The sequence below is a fragment of the Natronococcus sp. genome (assembly GCF_047921035.1).
Classification (GTDB): Archaea; Halobacteriota; Halobacteria; order Halobacteriales; family Natrialbaceae; genus Natronococcus.
In genome coordinates, this window is sequence record NZ_JBLRWX010000061.1 from 7,159 (window position 1) to 22,445 (window position 15,287).

21 protein-coding genes and 1 tRNA gene are annotated in these 15,287 nt (G+C 67.7%); 14 read left to right on the forward strand and 8 right to left on the reverse strand.

Going from position 1 to position 15,287, the window contains the following annotated elements:
• Both ACNA7R_RS12850 and ACNA7R_RS12855 read left to right on the forward strand, forming a co-directional pair.
• Window positions 1-619: oligopeptide/dipeptide ABC transporter ATP-binding protein (locus tag ACNA7R_RS12850; RefSeq protein WP_416283963.1), on the forward strand; the 619-nt coding region annotated here is incomplete at its 5' end.
• A gap of 47 nt (window positions 620-666) precedes the next feature.
• Entirely contained in the window at window positions 667-1,209 is a 543-nt protein-coding gene (locus tag ACNA7R_RS12855; protein ID WP_416283964.1) for a hypothetical protein, read from the forward strand.
• 9 nt (window positions 1,210-1,218) lie between these two features.
• Here the strand turns inward: ACNA7R_RS12855 and ACNA7R_RS12860 are convergent, their stop codons facing one another.
• From ACNA7R_RS12860 to ACNA7R_RS12875, 4 genes are all read right to left on the reverse strand, one after another.
• Entirely contained in the window at window positions 1,219-2,094 is an 876-nt protein-coding gene (locus ACNA7R_RS12860) for a hypothetical protein (RefSeq protein WP_416283965.1), read from the reverse strand.
• Between the two features lie 259 nt (window positions 2,095-2,353).
• A tRNA-Met gene (locus tag ACNA7R_RS12865) sits at window positions 2,354-2,428 on the reverse strand.
• Window positions 2,429-2,494: 66 nt separating this feature from the next.
• Window positions 2,495-2,941, reverse strand: coding sequence for a GtrA family protein (locus ACNA7R_RS12870; RefSeq protein ID WP_416283966.1), 447 nt, complete (start codon window positions 2,939-2,941; stop codon window positions 2,495-2,497).
• A 19-nt stretch (window positions 2,942-2,960) separates the two neighbouring features.
• A complete protein-coding gene (locus ACNA7R_RS12875) occupies window positions 2,961-3,227 on the reverse strand; it encodes an HAH_0734 family protein (protein ID WP_416283967.1) in 267 nt (88 codons plus the stop codon).
• Window positions 3,228-3,351: 124 nt separating this feature from the next.
• On the opposite strand from ACNA7R_RS12875, the gene ACNA7R_RS12880 reads away from it, so the two are divergent.
• The 7 genes from ACNA7R_RS12880 to ACNA7R_RS12910 all read left to right on the forward strand — a co-directional run bounded on the left by ACNA7R_RS12880 (window position 3,352) and on the right by ACNA7R_RS12910 (window position 7,325).
• A complete protein-coding gene (locus ACNA7R_RS12880) occupies window positions 3,352-3,633 on the forward strand; it encodes a 50S ribosomal protein L44e (RefSeq protein WP_416283968.1) in 282 nt (93 codons plus the stop codon).
• A gap of 5 nt (window positions 3,634-3,638) precedes the next feature.
• Window positions 3,639-3,812, forward strand: coding sequence for a 30S ribosomal protein S27e (locus ACNA7R_RS12885; RefSeq protein ID WP_005553725.1), 174 nt, complete (start codon window positions 3,639-3,641; stop codon window positions 3,810-3,812).
• Window positions 3,809-4,609: a translation initiation factor IF-2 subunit alpha gene (locus ACNA7R_RS12890; RefSeq protein WP_416283969.1), complete on the forward strand. Its 801-nt coding sequence runs from the start codon at window positions 3,809-3,811 to the stop codon at window positions 4,607-4,609. The genes ACNA7R_RS12885 and ACNA7R_RS12890 overlap by 4 nt, the downstream gene beginning before the upstream one ends.
• Window positions 4,609-4,788: an RNA-protein complex protein Nop10 gene (locus tag ACNA7R_RS12895; protein ID WP_015319891.1), complete on the forward strand. Its 180-nt coding sequence runs from the start codon at window positions 4,609-4,611 to the stop codon at window positions 4,786-4,788. The genes ACNA7R_RS12890 and ACNA7R_RS12895 overlap by 1 nt, the downstream gene beginning before the upstream one ends.
• Window positions 4,789-4,794: 6 nt before the next feature.
• Entirely contained in the window at window positions 4,795-5,565 is a 771-nt protein-coding gene (locus ACNA7R_RS12900; RefSeq protein ID WP_416283970.1) for a proteasome assembly chaperone family protein, read from the forward strand.
• Between the two features lie 113 nt (window positions 5,566-5,678).
• On the forward strand, window positions 5,679-5,858 hold the full coding sequence (locus tag ACNA7R_RS12905) for a hypothetical protein (RefSeq protein ID WP_416283971.1): 180 nt from the start codon (window positions 5,679-5,681) through the stop codon (window positions 5,856-5,858).
• Between the two features lie 87 nt (window positions 5,859-5,945).
• The gene (locus tag ACNA7R_RS12910) at window positions 5,946-7,325 is read left to right on the forward strand and encodes a flavin monoamine oxidase family protein (protein ID WP_416283972.1); all 1,380 of its coding nucleotides are present in this window, start codon (window positions 5,946-5,948) and stop codon (window positions 7,323-7,325) included.
• Window position 7,326: 1 nt separating this feature from the next.
• On the opposite strand, the gene ACNA7R_RS12915 is transcribed toward ACNA7R_RS12910, so the two are convergent.
• Entirely contained in the window at window positions 7,327-8,106 is a 780-nt protein-coding gene (locus ACNA7R_RS12915) for a winged helix-turn-helix transcriptional regulator (RefSeq protein ID WP_416283973.1), read from the reverse strand.
• Window positions 8,107-8,195: 89 nt separating this feature from the next.
• On the opposite strand from ACNA7R_RS12915, the gene artA reads away from it, so the two are divergent.
• From artA to ACNA7R_RS12930, 3 genes are all read left to right on the forward strand, one after another.
• Window positions 8,196-9,194 (forward strand): archaeosortase A, encoded by a 999-nt coding sequence (gene artA, locus ACNA7R_RS12920; protein ID WP_416283974.1) that lies wholly within the window; start codon window positions 8,196-8,198, stop codon window positions 9,192-9,194.
• The gene (locus ACNA7R_RS12925; RefSeq protein ID WP_416283975.1) at window positions 9,191-9,904 is read left to right on the forward strand and encodes a metallophosphoesterase; all 714 of its coding nucleotides are present in this window, start codon (window positions 9,191-9,193) and stop codon (window positions 9,902-9,904) included. Before artA ends, ACNA7R_RS12925 begins: the two co-directional genes overlap by 4 nt.
• 74 nt (window positions 9,905-9,978) lie before the next feature.
• Entirely contained in the window at window positions 9,979-10,431 is a 453-nt protein-coding gene (locus tag ACNA7R_RS12930; RefSeq protein ID WP_416283976.1) for a hypothetical protein, read from the forward strand.
• Between the two features lie 43 nt (window positions 10,432-10,474).
• Here the strand turns inward: ACNA7R_RS12930 and ACNA7R_RS12935 are convergent, their stop codons facing one another.
• Window positions 10,475-11,761, reverse strand: coding sequence for an NAD(P)/FAD-dependent oxidoreductase (locus ACNA7R_RS12935; protein WP_416283977.1), 1,287 nt, complete (start codon window positions 11,759-11,761; stop codon window positions 10,475-10,477).
• A 67-nt stretch (window positions 11,762-11,828) separates the two neighbouring features.
• Entirely contained in the window at window positions 11,829-11,966 is a 138-nt protein-coding gene (locus ACNA7R_RS12940; RefSeq protein ID WP_416283978.1) for a transporter, read from the reverse strand.
• A 125-nt stretch (window positions 11,967-12,091) separates the two neighbouring features.
• On the opposite strand from ACNA7R_RS12940, the gene ACNA7R_RS12945 reads away from it, so the two are divergent.
• Window positions 12,092-12,883 carry an N-acyl homoserine lactonase family protein gene (locus ACNA7R_RS12945; protein ID WP_416283979.1) on the forward strand — a complete coding sequence of 264 codons (792 nt, stop codon included), beginning with the start codon at window positions 12,092-12,094 and terminating at the stop codon, window positions 12,881-12,883.
• A 129-nt stretch (window positions 12,884-13,012) separates the two neighbouring features.
• A complete protein-coding gene (locus ACNA7R_RS12950; protein WP_416283980.1) occupies window positions 13,013-13,717 on the forward strand; it encodes an SDR family oxidoreductase in 705 nt (234 codons plus the stop codon).
• 52 nt (window positions 13,718-13,769) lie between these two features.
• Here the strand turns inward: ACNA7R_RS12950 and ACNA7R_RS12955 are convergent.
• A partial coding sequence (locus tag ACNA7R_RS12955) for an amidase (protein WP_416283981.1) occupies window positions 13,770-15,287 on the reverse strand: 1,518 nt, incomplete at its 5' end.

Consider the following 15,287-nt stretch of genomic DNA (forward strand, 5'->3'; position numbering starts at 1 on the left):
GGGGACGACCGAGGAGGTGTTCTCGCCGCCCCACCACCCCTACGCGGAGGCGCTGCTGTCGGCGATTCCGGAGCCGGATCCGCTCTGGAACGGCGACCAGATCCTGCTCCCAGGGACCGTCCCGTCGCCGATGAACCCGCCGTCAGGCTGTCGGTTCCACACCCGCTGTCCGCGCATCATTCCGCCCGACGATATCGACCTCCCGCAGGACGTCTGGCGCTCGATCGTCGATCTCAAGCTTCGGGTTCGCGGCGCCGAGGATCTCGAGGCGGTCACGTCGGTCGACGCCGTCGACGAGGAGGCGACCGATCCGAACGAACTCTCGCGCGAGGCGTTCGAAACCTCGGTCCGCGAGGAGTTCGGCCTGCCCCAGACGGTGTCCGATCCGACGGCCGAGCGCTCCCTCGGCGAGAGCATCGACGCGCTCCACGCCGCGGAGTTCGACGCCGCACGGGAGCGACTCGAGGAGACGTTCACCTCGCCCTGCGAGACCCACGACCCACACCAGGTTCCGACGGGAGAAACGCACGAGATCGCCTGTCTGCTGTACGACGATCGGTACGCCGACGGCGAGTTCCGCTCCGACGAGGGCGCGAACGACGCCGTCGCCGACGACTAACCTGCGGTTTCCGAACGCTTTAGTTCTCGTCGCGCCTGTCTCCGCCAATGCGTCGGATCTACGAGTCGAACGCCCTCAGCCGGGACGACGACGAGCCCTTCTCCCCTCGCGAGCGAAAGACCGAGCCCCAGGCGATGCGGTCGGTCGACAGCACGGGGTTGAGCCGGCGGTTCGTTCCCGACTGGCTCTGTCACCGGGCGATCTCGGTCGACGTCTCGACGCCGCGCTCGACGTATCCGGTCGGGGCCGCGATCCCGTTTCGAGTGACGATGCGAAACGCGATGCCGTTCCCGATCACGGTGACGACCCGGTCGCCGATCCTCTGGCGCTGGAACGTCGACGGGCTCACCGACGCCGCCGAGATCCCGCTTCACGATCCGCCCGCGGAGCCGCAGGGGTTCCGGTTCGACCGCGGCGAGCGAAAGCAGTTCGGGAAGCGCTGGCACCAGCGGTTTCGCGTCGCCGACGACGAGTGGGAGGCGGCCGAGCCCGGAACGTACGCGATCGGTGCCGGGCTGAACGTCGAGGCTCCCGCCGAAAAAGGGTTGTACGACGAAACGACGATCAGTATCGAACCCGACGACGCCTGACCCTGCTTGTTACGGCTGGAACCCGCCACCTGCACCCCGATCGACGTCCTCGGGATCGAACTCGAGCAGCGGCTGTCCGCAGCCGTCGCAGTTGAGCGCGTGGACCGCGTAGGTCTGACAGCAGGAGTCGACGGTGTCCTCGGTCAGCGTGATCGGCCCGCCGCAGTCCGGACAGCGCTCGCGGAACGACCGCAAGGCCTCGAGCAGTTCGATCCGCTGGGCCTGGGGCACCGCCGCCCATCGGTCGGTCAGTTCCTCGAGCGCGCGGTGGGTCGCGAGGTCCGCGAGCAGGGCGGCCGTCGACGGCCACGTGTGGATCCGTCGACCGATCTTGACGGCGGGGTAAGAACGGTCCTCGACGGTCACCGAACCGGGTTCGAGACCGTATAGCTCGGCGACGAGTTCCGGCTCGATCGGATCGTCGGGCAGCGTACGGAGCCGATCGTCGATCAGGTCGGCGAGGTCGTCGGTAAAGCCGAGATCGTTCTCTCGGATCTCGACGGCGCCGACCTCGAGCAGGAACCGCTCGGGATCGACCGCCCGTTCGCGCTGGCGCTCGTACTCCTCGATGGTCTCGGTCGTCAGCTCCGTGGGCTCCTCGTCGGGTTCCTCGAGCGGGTGGGTGTCGAAGTACTCGAGGATCGGCGCCGGGAGGTACCGCTTCGTCAGTGCCGGCGTTCCGGGAACGAGGTAGCCACGGAGGCCGATTACGGCAAGCGACCCCGCGAACGCCGCGACCCCGCCCCTGCGCGAGACCTTGCCCACGAGTGCGCTCGCTCCGGCGGCGAGCGCGGCGTTGACGGTCGTACACGGAACGCACCTGTTCTCGCCGGTGTACTCGGGGTTTCGGACGCGGGCCAGCGCCGCCCGAAGCGACTCTCTCATACCCGTCGGTTGTGACGGTGTCACCAAAAACGGGACGGCTCGAGCGGGCTCGCCGTAGCTCGTCGTTCGGTTCAGTTCTCTGAAAGGCCGGGATGCGCTATGACTGACGCTTACGGATTAGTCGAGCCAAAGCAGAGCGGGAGGGAGATTTGAACCACGGTCGCAGCAAAGCTGCTCCCAGGCTCAAATCTTCTCTATACTATTTTCGAGGCTCACGCCACTCGTCACTCCGTTCCTCGTTGTTGTTCGCCTCGAAAAGTAGCGGGAGGTAGATTTGAACTACCGGTCTGCGGGTTATGAGCCCGCCGGAATCTCCTGGCTATCCCATCCCGCTACTTCTTCGTAACCCGGTGCGCTAGTTAAGGGTTGTGATTCGACCGCCGTATGTGGGTTTCTACCGTTAGCCCCTGTGGACCTTCCACGTGTAGAGGCTCTCACAAGTATAGTTGACGAAGAAACCGATCCCCATCCCGACGAGGTTCGCCGCGAGATACCAGACGTCGAAGCCGTAGACCAACAGGGTCAGTACGGTCAGCGTGACGAGAAAGCCCGCGAACCGAACCAGGTTCGACCGGAGAAACCGACGGCCGAGCGCTCGAGGGGTCCAGGCGCCGTGGCTCGCGAACGTCCAGCGTTCGTTGATCGCGAAGATTACCGCGATGGCGAACTCCCAGGCGATCACCTTCGCGACGACCGGTCCCAGAACGGTGAGTTCGACGAGGACGACGAGAACGAGGTTGTCGACGGTCGCGCCGACGAGCCCGACGCTTGCGAACTGGGTGAACCGGGTCGCCGACAGCAGCGCCCGGGCTCGCACTCGAAGGGCGTCCGACAGTGATCGTGACATCGCCGTACAGTTGCCGGCCTTACAGCTCGAGGTCGGCTTTCGCGCGGACGACGGCGACGTCCTCGGCGTCGACGCGGTCGACGTCGAGGAAGTGGGGGGTGAAGTTGCGCTTCTCGAAGTCCTCGAACTCCGATTCGGCGCCGACGGTACACCACAGCTGGACCTTCTCGGGGCCGTGCCACTCGCCGTTGCGCGTCACGGCGAAACACACCACCTCCTCCCCGTCGTACTCCACGATAGCACCCTTGCGAATACCCGGGTCACCGTGGATGATGAGACGCTTCATGCGGGTGCGTTCACGCGAGAGGGGATTAAACGCTTCGAAGGCTCGAGGGGTCCGTCCCCGCGACGACGACGAACCAAACGGGTTTTAAACGGCGCTGTCTTAGCCCACGTCAAGTGAGCTAACGATGCAGATGCCACGCCGATTCAATACGTACTGTCCGCACTGCAACGAACACCACGAGCACGAGGTCGAGAAGTCCCGAACCGGCCGCTCCTCTGGGATGAAGTGGGACGCTCGCCGCACCCGACGCAACACCGCGACGATCGGGAACGCCGGTCGCTTCTCGAAGGTGCCCGGCGGCGAGAAGCCCACGAAGAAAACGGACCTCAAGTACCGCTGCAGCGAGTGCGGCAAGGCCCACCTCCGCGAGGGATGGCGCGCCGGCCGACTCGAGTTCCAGGAGTGATTACCATGGCAGGAAATTTCTACAACGTCCGCTGCGGTGACTGCGAGAACGAACAGACCGTCTTCGGCAAGGCCTCCACGGAGGTCGCGTGTGCCGTCTGCGGAACGACGCTGGCGCGACCGACCGGCGGCAAAGCCGAGATCGACCACGAGATCCTCGAAACAGTCGAGTCACGATGAAGTACAGCGGCTGGCCCGACACCGGCGAGCTCGTCGTCGGCAAGATCGACGAGATCGAGGACTTCGGCGTCTTCGTCGACCTCGAGGAGTACCGCGACCAGCGCGGGCTGATCCACATCTCCGAGGTCGCGAGCGGCTGGATCAAGAACGTCCGGGATCACGTTCGCGAGGGCCAGATCGTCGTCTGCAAGGTACTCGACGTCGACACCGAGTCCCAGCAGATCGACCTCTCGCTGAAAGACGTCAACGACCACCAGCGCTCCGACAAGATCCAGGACTGGAAAAACGAACAGAAGGCAGACAACTGGATGGGCCTCGCGCTCGGCGAGGACGCCGACGACGAGACCTACACCGCCGTCGCCAACGAGCTGATCGGCGCCCACGGCAGCCTCTACGACGGGTTCAAGCAGGCGGCGATCCACGGCGAGGAGGCCCTCGAGAGCACCGACCTCTCGGAGTCGGAGATCGACGCCCTCGTCGACACCGCCCGCGAGAACGTCTCGGTGCCGTACGTCACCGTCACCGGCTACGTCGACCTCGAGAACGCCTCCCCGAGCGGCGTCGACGGCATTCGTGCCGCCCTGGAGGCCGCCGAGGGCAACGGCGAGGTGCCCGACGAGGTCGATCTCGAGGTTAGCTACGTCGGCGCCCCGGAGTACCGGATCAACGTCCGTGCGCCCAACTACAAGACCGCCGAGTCCCAGCTCGAGGAGAGCGCCCGCCGCGCGGTCGCGGCGATCGAAGGGGAGGGCGGCTCCGGCGAGTTCCACCGCGAACGCCGCACCGACGACGAGTAATGAAATCGGACATCCGGGTCTGTTCGGCGTGGCGCGACGCCCACGACCGCCCGGTGTACACCCTTTTGTCGACCTGTCCCGACTGCGGCGCCGACGCCGTAAACAGCGCGCCGGCGCCGTTCGACCCCGAGGACGCCCACGGCGAGTACCGACGCGCTCTTAAACGTCGCAGTCGCTGATACGGTATGGACGAACTCGAGATCGACGCGGTCGCCGAGGTCGAACTGGACGACCCCGTACTCGTCGAGGGGCTGCCCGGCGTCGGACACGTCGGCAGCCTCGCGGCCGAGCACGTGCTCGAGGAACTCGAGGGCGAGAGCACTCTCGTCCGGCGGATCTACTCCCGGGAGTTCCCGCCGAAGGTGAACATCGAGGACGGCGTCGCCGACCTGACCTGTGCGGAGATCCACGCGATCTCGGTGCCCGACGGTCGCGACCTGCTCGTGTTGACCGGCGACCACCAGGCCCAGACGAACGAGGGCCACTACGTGCTGGCGTCGGCGTTTCTCGATATCGCCGAGGAGTTCGGCGCGAGCGAGCTGTACGCGCTGGGCGGCGTGCCGACCGGCGAACTGATCGACGAGTACGCCGTCGTCGGCGCCGTCACCGACGAGTCGCTGGTCGAGACCCTCGAGGACGCCGGCGTCGAGTTCCGCGAGGACGAACCCGCCGGCGGGATCGTCGGCGTCTCCGGACTCCTGCTGGGGCTTGGCGAACGCCGGGGCTTCGAGGCCGCCTGCCTGATGGGCGAGACCAGCGGTTACCTCGTCGATCCCAAGAGTGCCCGCGCGGTGCTCGAGGTGCTCGAGGAGCTGCTCGGGTTCGAACTCGACTACGAGAGCCTCGACGAGCGCGCCGACGAGATGGAAGACGTCATCGGCAAGATCCAGGAGATGGAACAACAACAACAGCAGATGGACGTGCCGACCGACGACGACCTGCGCTACATCGGTTAAGTACGGCTCGCGCTCGACACTCGCTGGGTGGAGCGAGCTGGCCGCCGGACCCGACTGCCGTCGCCGGAGACCCACACTCGCATTATATGCCGCTGGCGGGGGTAGGTCCGGATATGGCACACTCTCCGGAACTCCCGAAAAAGTACGTTTGTACCGCGTGTCAGACGATACACGCCGGCACGGTCGTCGGACGTACCGACGCCGGCCACCAGTACGAGGCGCCCGAGCAGTGTGGCTGCTGCGGTGCAGCCGAGTTCGTCGACGAAAGCGAGTGGCCTCACGTCGACCGGTAGGCGGCCACCCCCCGTCTCGAGCCGGCCGACTCCGGGAATCGCTACGGGAACCGGGAACCTTTCTTCGCGCCGGACCACGAGCCACGTATGGGTAGTTCTCGAGCGACGGAACGATACGACGTCGGCGTCGTCGGCGCGGGACTGTCCGGACTGACGGCGGCACGGGAGCTGGCCGACGCGGGACTCGAGGTCGTCGTCCTCGAGGCCAGAGACCGGGTCGGCGGCCGGACGGCCGAAGGCTCGCTGTCGACCGGCAACGCCATCGACCGCGGCGCGGAGTGGATCGGCGCCGACCACGAGCGTGTCCTCGAGTTAGTCGAGAAGTTCGATCTCGAGCTTCGCGAGCAGTACGACGCGGGCGCCGATCGGGTCGCCGTCGCGGGCGAGGTGTTCGACCACGAGAACCGCTTTCGGGCGCTTCCAGAAGAATCGGCGTCGGAGCTGCAGGCCGCCCTCGAACGAGTCGAGAGCCTCCGTCGCGACGTTCCCCTCGAATCACCGGACGACGCGCCCGACGCAGCCCTTCGGGACGCGACGACCCTCGAGTCCTGGAAGCGCGAGGTGATCGACACCGAGGCCGCACGCGAGGCGTTCGACGCGTTCGTCCGGGCCGAGTTCACCGTCGAACCGGGCGAGATTTCGCTGTTGTACCTCCTCGCGGCCGTCGACGCCGCCGGCGGCCTCGGAGCCGACGACGAGTCGGTCAGCGTCGCACAGGAGTACCGCCTCGTCGGCAGTACCCAGCGGCTCGCGGAGGGGCTGGCCGACGGCCTCGGCGACGCGATCCGGCTGAACGAACCGGTCCGGAAGATCGATCGGCGCGGAGACGACGTGACGCTCGTCTCCGACGGCGAGACCTACGCCGTCTCGGACGCGATCGTCGCCGTCCCGCCGCCGTTGATCGGGCACATCGACCACGAACCGCCGTTGCCCGCCCGTCGACGGGGGCTGGTCCAGCGGATGCCGATGGGCGCGGTAATCAAGTGGGTCGCCGCCTACGAGGAGCCGTTCTGGCGCGACGACGGCTACTCGGGGTCAGTGCTTTCGGCCGACGGCGTGGTGACCGAGGTTGCGGACGGGACCCTCCCCGACGGGGATCGGGGGCGTCTCGTCGGGTTCGTCGCCGGGGCCGACGCCCTCGAGTGGAGCGACCGATCCGCGACCGAGCGCCGGGAGCGGGTGCTCGAGGAGCTCGAACGGTACTTCGGACCGCGAGCGAGCGCTCCCCTCGAGTACACCGAGGAGACGTGGTCGACGACGCGGTGGTCGACGGGCGGGTACAACGCCGCGATGACCCCGGGGACGCTGACGAGTTGCGGCGACGCGCTCCGCGAACCCGTCGGCCGCGTCCGCTGGGCGGGCTCCGAGACGGCTCTGGAGTGGCGCGGCTTCATGGAGGGAGCGATCAGCTCGGGCGAGCGGGTCGCGAGTGAGGTTCTCGAGGATCGCGCGGCTCGAGGGGGCTGACCTACCCCTCGAGCACTTCGTAGGAGACGTCTGCGTCCCGGAGCGTGTCGGTGACCCGGCCGACGGCGTCGGTCGTCGCGACCGCGGTGACCGCGAGTCCGCGCTCGGCGGCGTCGGCCGCGACCTCGCCGACGGCGAAGGTGACGTCGGGTTCGGTCTCGGCCTGTCGGCAGGCGACGACCGCCTCGACGCCCGTCGCGAGGACGAGGTCGGCCTCTTGGCAGTGATCGGTAACCGTTTCGGCGTCGACCTCGCGGCTGCCGCCCGACCGCACCGCGGGCACCTGCAGGACGGTCACGGAGCCGGGCTCGAGGTCGATGACGCCCTCGAAGCTCGTGACGCCGACGTCGGTTCCGGCGTCGGCGTCGGTCGTCGCGACCCCCGTCGCCGGCCCCGCCTCGCCCGCCTCGGCGTGGAGGAGGCCGTCCTCGATCGACAGCGAGACGATGTCGCCCTCCTCGAGGTCGTCGACTGCGATCGCGGTGTCCTCGCCCATCGCGCCCAGGACGTCCTCGGTGACGTGGTCGGCAAAGCGGCGCACGTCGCCGGCGGCCTGAAAGAGCCAGTCGACGCCCTCCTTGGTGACCCGGTACCGGGAGCGGCCCTCCTTCTCGACGAGCCCGTCGTCGACGAGTTCGCGGATGTACTCGCTGACGGCCTGGCTCGTGACGCCGACCTCCCCGGCGATCTCTCCCTGGCTGACGGCGGGCTGGCGCTCGGCGATCTGGACGAGGATCCGAAACCGCGTCGCGGCCCGCTTGTTGTCGAGGACGTCGACCATACGGGCAGTTTCCGCCAGCACGGCAAAAAAGGTACGCAGTCGTCGAGGCAACAAACTCATGCCGGACGCGTCCGTCGGACAGGACGACGATGTCCTCGCCCTCCGCGCCGTCGGTCGATGCTCTCGGAGCGCTGGCGAGCGGCGAGACGCTCGCGTCGACGCTGCAGGGTACCCTGCCGATCGACGCGCTGGCCTGGATCGCGATCGCCGCCTTCGGGATCGCCTTGCTCGCCCGCTGGTCGGACGTCGCGGTTCCCGCCCGTCGGATCGCGGGGGTCGCCTGGCTGCTGTTTGGCACCTACTGGCTGACGATGGTGCCGTACTACTACTACGACGCACAGAGTCCCCTCCAGACCGTCCTGGCGCTCGCCGCCTTGCCGCTGTGTGCCTACACCGGCTACCTCCTCTGGAACGGCCGGGAGTCGCTGTTCGTGCTGACCAAGGCCGTCGCCCTTATGGGCCTGATCTACCTGCCCGCAGAGACGATCCCGATCGTCCGCCAGTGGCTGATCGAGACCACCGCGGTCCAGACCCACTACGGGATGGAGCTGCTGGGTCACAGTCCGGGGCTCAACGAGGGCACGAACGGGTACGAGAGTCGCTTCAACTTCGACTCCGAGGAGACGGCGACCGGACGGACCACCTACATCGTGCTCGCCTGTACCGGGCTCGGGAGCATGGCCATCTTCGGCGGGCTGATCGCCGCGGTGGCGGCTCCTCTCCGGCGGAAGCTGGCGGCCTTCGCGCTCGCGATCGGCGTCATCTGGCTGCTGAACCTCGTCCGGAACGTCTTCATCGGCCTTGCGACCCCCCACGGCTGGTTCCAGCAGGATCTCGTCGTCTCGCTGGTGACGACCTACATGGGCGCCGAGGAGACCCGGGTCTCGTACCTGGTCGCGCACAACTACATCTCCCAGCTGCTTTCGGTCGTCGCCCTGATCGGGATCACGTACCTCGTCGTCAAGATCCTCCCCGAGATCCTCGAACCCCTCGAGGAGGTGCTGTTCGTGCTGACCGGGACCGAGTACGACCTCGAGACGGCCCTCGGCGCGGACGTCCGGACCGACGGCGGTTCTCGCGACCGATGACCGACGCCGTCGATGTCCCCTTCGAACTGGACGATCGAGCGGTCTACTTCCCCCGCGCCGAGACACTCGTCCTCGCGGACCTCCACCTCGGACGCGGCGCCGCCTCGAGGGTCGAGGCACCGATCGGCGGCGAGGAAGACGTCGGCGACAGGCTCGAGGCGCTGTTGGCCACCCGAAACCCGGACACGGTCGTCGTCGCCGGCGACCTGTTACACTCGTTTTCCCGCGTCCCCCGCGGCGTCGAGCGATCGATTACCCGGCTCGCCGACAGCGTCGAGGCCGCCGACGCGTCGCTGGTCGTCACGCCCGGCAACCACGACACGATGCTCGAGTCGGTCTTCGACGGCGAGACGGCGCCCGCCTACCGGCTGGCCGACGGGGAGACGGTCGTCTGTCACGGCCACGAGTCGCCCCCGGAGGAGGACGCGACGCGGTACGTTATCGGACACGAACACCCGGCGATCGAGGTCGACGGGCGAAAGCGCCCCTGCGCGCTGTACGATCCCGGCGGCGACGGCCGCGCGGCGACGCTGCTTCTCCCGGCGTTTACCCGACTCGCGGGCGGCCGAACCGTCAACCGACTCCGCTCGAGCGACCTGCAGTCGCCGCTGGTCGGTGCCCTCGACGACTACTACCCGGCCGTCTACGACCGCTCGAGCGCCGAGACGCTGTGGTTTCCGCCCCTGAGTGAGTCCCGACGACTGCTCTAGCCATAGATATAAAATTGCATTACTGTATTCATGAGAAGACATATAACTCAACAGTCATATGTCTCGATAGGAAGATGGCCGAACGCGTGGAACACCACCCGGTCGCGGATCGCCTCGTCTGCCCGAACTGTCCGGCGGACTACCCGACCCCGTTCTCGAGACGGTACATCAGTTGCCGGCGCTGTGGAACCGAGTTCCTGGCGCCGGACGAGGCCCGCGACGAGGACGACGGTTGCCGGATCGAATCCTCGGACCGGGACGGAACGGACCTCGAGGCGGATCGACGGACGGACGGCGACGACGAGGATCGAACGGACCGCTACCTGCGGACGCTTCGAGCGGGGGCGCCGGGGATCGCGCTCGGATTCAACGGCGTCGCGCTCGGGTTCTGGCTCTCCGGCGTCGCCTCCTTCGAGGTCGCCGTGATGAGCGTGTTGCTCGTGACCAACGGCGTGGTCTTTCATACGGCCTGCCGTAACGATGTCCCGGTGCAACCGCAAGACGGGTCGCGGTTGCGTCGTCGATGATTTCCAGTAGTCCGTTCAGGACCGGCTCTGACGACGCGTTCGGCTAGAGGTCTTCTATCACCGCCTTCGCCGCTACTCGACCGCTCTCCATCGCGCCCTGGATCGACGACCACCGGGTGTAGTCGCCCGCCAGGTAGACCGATCCGTCGGGGTCGCGGGGCTCGGGCAGTCCGTCGCGAAAGCCCGGCGGCTGGGCGAACTGGGCGAACTCGATTCGGTCGGTTCGTTGGGTCTCGAGGGCGTCGAACCGTCGGTCGGGATACCACGACTCGAGGGTTTCGCGGGTGGTCGCCGCGAGCTCCGCGTCGCTCTCCTCGCGCTCGCCGAGATAGGTCGCGCTGATCAGTTCGGCGCCGTCGGGCGCGTACTCGGGGACGACCGCGCTGTGGGGGACGATCTGATTCGGTCCCTCGTCGACCGTGTTGAGCAGGAGCCGCTTCCCGCTCTCGAGGTCGGTCCCGCCCGGCAGTTCGTAGTACTGGGTGACGCAGGCGCGGGCGTCCGTTGGGATCGACTCGACGCCCGTCAGCTCCCGCGCTGCGGGCGGGTCGGTCGCGACCACGACCGCGTCGGCCTCGTACTCGTCGCCGTCGGTGGTAACCGTCACCGCCTCCCCGTTCACGCCGTCGACCGAGACGTCAGTCACCTCGGTCTCGAGTCGGATACTGGCGCCGGCGTTTCGCGCGTACTGGGCCAACTGGGCCGGAATCGCGGCCATTCCGGTCACCGGGACGGCCGCCCGACTCGTCAGCAGCGTTCGGAAGACGTACTCGAAGACCCGACTCGAGGTCGATAGCGAGCGATCGAGGGTAATCCCGCCGTAGAAGGGTGCGGCGAAGTTGTCGACGAACCGTTCCGAGAACCCCCGCCCGCGGAGGTAGTCCTCGATCGTCGCGTCCGGTTCGGACGACTCGAGGATCGTCTCCGGATCGCGTCGGGCGAGGTCGACCGCCAGCCGGGCGACCCGGAGCTTGTCCCCCATCGAGACGTCCGTATTCGTCAGCGTCGCGGGCAGCGCCCGCGGATCCCGGATCGGATCCGAGAGCGTCGATCGGTGGCCGGGGCGGGCGAGACATGCTCCCGGCGCGAACCGGCGCAGGTCGAGGCGCTCGAGATCCAGCTCCTGCCGTACGGCGGGATAGGACGGAAACAGTACCTGAAACCCGCGATCGAATCGGAACCCGTCTCGCTCCCGGGTCCACACCCGCCCGCCGACGTTCTCGGCCCGTTCGAGCAACGTTACGTCCAGTCCTGCCCCGGCGAGATGCCGTGCGGCGACGAGTCCGGCGAGTCCGCCGCCGGCGACGACGGCTCGCGGCGTCTGAGTCATATCCGGGGGTTGGAATCCGAGACGGAAAGTCGTACCCGTCGCGGTCGCCGGGTAACCCGAGAAACCATCAGTAGTCCGTCAAGAGCCGGAGCGCAACTCCGACCAGAATCACCGCAACACCGACCGCGGCGGTGATGAACGGCGGAACCGGAACCAACAGCAGTGCAACACCGAGCAGGGCGACGATCGTCGACACTCTGACCATACCGTTCGGTGGAGCGCCGGACGGGTACCGGTGTGGCAGGCATCTCCAGCGGGCGAACGGTTCGATCGGAAGGAGACCGTTTCGGAGGACACCAAGAATAACTCCCGACCGATCGTGGAGTCGGTATGGTCGATGCGACACTCACCCCGATCGAGCGCGGCACGATCACGACCGACTTCAACCACATCCTCGAGGGTCACACGATGGGGTCGGCCGCCGACCCGAACCCCGAGACGACGATGGGCGACGGCCCCGTCTACAACGTCGTGATCGACCACCCCGAGGCGACGATCCTCTGGGATACCGGCTCCCACCCCGAGGCCGATTCGGGCCACTGGCCCGCGGAGCTGTACGCGGCCTTCGAACACACCGGGCTCCGCCCGCTCGAGGACGACCTCGAGGCGGCGGGGTACGGCCTCGGAGAGATCGACTGCGTGATCCAGAGCCACCTCCACCTCGACCACGCGGGCGGGCTGTACGCCTTCGAGGGGACCGACGTGCCGATCGTCGTCCACGAACGGGAGCTGAAACACGCCTACTACAGCGCCAAGACCGAGGAGGGCGACGAGGCCTACCTCGCGGGCGACTTCGATCGCGACCTGAACTGGGAGGTCGTCCACGGCGACCGCGAGCAACGCTTCCGTGACCTCGAGTTCGTCCGCCTGCCGGGGCACACGCCCGGCCTGCTGGGGGTTCGTCTCGACCTCGATGACGCCGGCACCGTCCTGATCGCGGGCGACCAGGCCTACGTCCGGGAGAACTACGAGGACGAACACCCGATGGGCGGGAGCCTGCTGTGGTGCAAGCGCTCCTGGTTCGAGAGCCATCGCCTGCTCGAGGAGGAGGCGAGACGACACGACGCGACGATCGTCTGTGGCCACGACGAGCGCGACTTCGAGACGCTGCGGGAGCTATAGGTCGGTACGGCAGGCCCGATGTCGGCTCCGTGGTCCGTTCGAGCGGACCGAGCGCGCAGTGATCCCGAACCTCCGAGACGGCGTCGAACGGGTGTCGAATTTTATGGTGGGTGGCGGGGAAGCAGTCGTATGGCTGACCAGAAGGTCGCGATCGTGACGGCGGCCGGTAGCGGTATCGGGGAGGCGTGCGCCCGGCGACTGACCGAGGACGGGTACACGCCGGTTCTGTTGTCGCCGTCGGGTAGCGCCGTCGAGGTCGCGACCGACCTCGGCGGGGACGGGTTCGAGGGGTCGGTCACCGATCCCGACGATCTGGCGGCTCTCGTCGAGACGACCCGCGAACGCTACGGGCGCATCGACGCGGTGGTAAACAACACGGGTCACCCGCCCTCGGGCGACCTCCTCGAGATCGCAGACGAGGAGTGGTACGAGGGGATGGACCTCGCGCTGTTGAACGTCGTCCGTATGGCTCGACTCGTCACTCCGATCATGGACGAGCAGGGCGGCGGGTCGATCGTGAACATCTCCACGTTTTCGGCGTTCGAGCCGTCGCTCGAGTTCCCCGTGTCGTCGGTGCTCCGGGCCGGACTCGGGAGTTTCACCAAGCTCTACGCCGACCGGTACGCGGCGAACGGGATCCGGATGAACACGGTTCAGCCCGGGTTCGTCGACAGCTACGACGTCGACGAGGAGACTCGAGAACGGATCCCGATGGGGCGGCCGGCGCGAACCGCCGAGATCGCGGACGCGGTCGCGTACCTGCTCTCGCCCGCCTCGAGCTACGTCACCGGTCAGAATGTCCGCGTCGACGGGGGACTGACGGCGTCCGTCTGACTGCTCCGACTCGGGTCACGCGGCCGCACGCCTCGGCTCCCTTCGATCGGTCCTACTGTCCGCTTTCGCCTCGAGCCTGTTCGACCGCGTAGCCGGCGTTGAGTACCGTCGCATCCTCGAACCGCGCGCCGACCAGCATCAGCCCGATCGGGAGCCCGTCGACCTCCCCCGCGGGGACGCTGATGGCGGGGTGGCCCGTGCGGTTGAACGGCGAGGTGTTCGCGGGCACCTCGGTCTCGAGGAGCCGATCGAAGGCGTCGCGGTCGGGGTCGTGTTCGGGCGCGGTCACGTCCGTCGTCGGCATCGCGAGCACGTCGTACTCCTCGAGGGCCGCGTCGTAGGTCTCGGCCAGTTCGAGCATCAGGTTCATTCCGGCCGCGTAGTATCTGGAGTGGTACCGTTCGATGGTGTACATCCCCTGCAGGAGCTTCAGTTTGAGGTTCGGCGGGAAGTCGTACCCCTGCGCGCGCTGGAACTTGCCGAACGCCTCGACCCAGGAGGTGCTGTACCAGGCCTTCCAGCCGTGGCCGACGCCCTGCCCCATCATCGCGGCGACCAGCCCCTCGTTCGTACAGACTTTGTGGATCGTATCGGCGTCGGCGTGCAGCGGGATCGAGACCTCCTCAACGGTCGCGCCCCGCTCCTCGAGCAGGTCGATCGCGTCCCGGACCTGCTCGTCGACGCCCGGATCGCCGTTGGGCTTGTCGAACCCCTCCTCGAGGACACCCACTGAAAGGTCCGAGACGTCGCCGTCCAGCGCGTCCTGGTAGCGTTCGGTCGGCACGTCCGCCGGCCGCCGGAGGTGGGCGGCGTTGCTGCCGGCGATTTCGGTGAGCATCTCCGCGGCCGTCTCGACGTCGGGGGTCATCGGTCCCGGGTGGTCGATCGTGTGCTCGAGGCCGACGCAGCCGGTGTAGGGGACCAGTCCGTAGGTCGGCTTGTGGCCGACGATGCCACACAGCGACGCGGGGATCCGGATGCTCCCGCCCTGGTCGCTCCCGATAGCTGCGTCGACCTCGCCCTCGACGACGGCGACCGCGCTCCCGCCGCTCGAGCCGCCCGCGAGGTAGTCGTCGTCGCGGGGGTTCGTGATCGGGCCGAACGCACTGTGCCCGATCCGGGTGACGGCCATGTCGTCCATGTTCGCCTTCCCGACGACGTCGGCACCGGCCTCGAGCAGCCGGCTGACGACCGTCGCGTCGGCGTTCGGGACGTATCCCTCGACGACGTTCGATCCGCAGGTCATCTCGACGCCGGCGACCGCGACGTTGTCCTTGATCGCGACCTCCCAGTCCGACAGCGGCCCGTCCGCGTCGCCCTCGACCTCACACTTGGTGACCCAGGCGTTGTGGGGGTCCTCGTCGTCGTCGAGTCGGGTTCCCGGGCTCCGGGGCCGGGTTCGCGTGACCGGCCCGCGAGGCTCGGGATCGTACGCCTGGATCGTCTCGTACTCCTCGAGATTGTCGGTGAGCTGCTCGTGGTAGAACTCGACTTCGTCCGGCGTGAGATCGAGGAACAGTTCCTCGCCCAGCTCCCGGACGTCGTCCTCGGACGGCGGACGGATTGGCAT

Bases quoted from the DNA above. Each gene is read 5' to 3' on its own strand.
- ACNA7R_RS12855 (WP_416283964.1), top strand. From the start codon at position 667: ATGCGTCGGATCTACGAGTCGAACGCCCTCAGCCGGGACGACGACGAG.
- ACNA7R_RS12860 (WP_416283965.1), bottom strand. From the start codon at position 2,094: ATGAGAGAGTCGCTTCGGGCGGCGCTGGCCCGCGTCCGAAACCCCGAG.
- ACNA7R_RS12870 (WP_416283966.1), bottom strand. From the start codon at position 2,941: ATGTCACGATCACTGTCGGACGCCCTTCGAGTGCGAGCCCGGGCGCTG.
- ACNA7R_RS12875 (WP_416283967.1), bottom strand. From the start codon at position 3,227: ATGAAGCGTCTCATCATCCACGGTGACCCGGGTATTCGCAAGGGTGCT.
- ACNA7R_RS12880 (WP_416283968.1), top strand. From the start codon at position 3,352: ATGCAGATGCCACGCCGATTCAATACGTACTGTCCGCACTGCAACGAA.
- ACNA7R_RS12885 (WP_005553725.1), top strand. From the start codon at position 3,639: ATGGCAGGAAATTTCTACAACGTCCGCTGCGGTGACTGCGAGAACGAA.
- ACNA7R_RS12890 (WP_416283969.1), top strand. From the start codon at position 3,809: ATGAAGTACAGCGGCTGGCCCGACACCGGCGAGCTCGTCGTCGGCAAG.
- ACNA7R_RS12895 (WP_015319891.1), top strand. From the start codon at position 4,609: ATGAAATCGGACATCCGGGTCTGTTCGGCGTGGCGCGACGCCCACGAC.
- ACNA7R_RS12900 (WP_416283970.1), top strand. From the start codon at position 4,795: ATGGACGAACTCGAGATCGACGCGGTCGCCGAGGTCGAACTGGACGAC.
- ACNA7R_RS12905 (WP_416283971.1), top strand. From the start codon at position 5,679: ATGGCACACTCTCCGGAACTCCCGAAAAAGTACGTTTGTACCGCGTGT.
- ACNA7R_RS12910 (WP_416283972.1), top strand. From the start codon at position 5,946: ATGGGTAGTTCTCGAGCGACGGAACGATACGACGTCGGCGTCGTCGGC.
- ACNA7R_RS12915 (WP_416283973.1), bottom strand. From the start codon at position 8,106: ATGGTCGACGTCCTCGACAACAAGCGGGCCGCGACGCGGTTTCGGATC.
- artA (WP_416283974.1), top strand. From the start codon at position 8,196: ATGTCCTCGCCCTCCGCGCCGTCGGTCGATGCTCTCGGAGCGCTGGCG.
- ACNA7R_RS12925 (WP_416283975.1), top strand. From the start codon at position 9,191: ATGACCGACGCCGTCGATGTCCCCTTCGAACTGGACGATCGAGCGGTC.
- ACNA7R_RS12930 (WP_416283976.1), top strand. From the start codon at position 9,979: ATGGCCGAACGCGTGGAACACCACCCGGTCGCGGATCGCCTCGTCTGC.
- ACNA7R_RS12935 (WP_416283977.1), bottom strand. From the start codon at position 11,761: ATGACTCAGACGCCGCGAGCCGTCGTCGCCGGCGGCGGACTCGCCGGA.
- ACNA7R_RS12940 (WP_416283978.1), bottom strand. From the start codon at position 11,966: ATGGTCAGAGTGTCGACGATCGTCGCCCTGCTCGGTGTTGCACTGCTG.
- ACNA7R_RS12945 (WP_416283979.1), top strand. From the start codon at position 12,092: ATGGTCGATGCGACACTCACCCCGATCGAGCGCGGCACGATCACGACC.
- ACNA7R_RS12950 (WP_416283980.1), top strand. From the start codon at position 13,013: ATGGCTGACCAGAAGGTCGCGATCGTGACGGCGGCCGGTAGCGGTATC.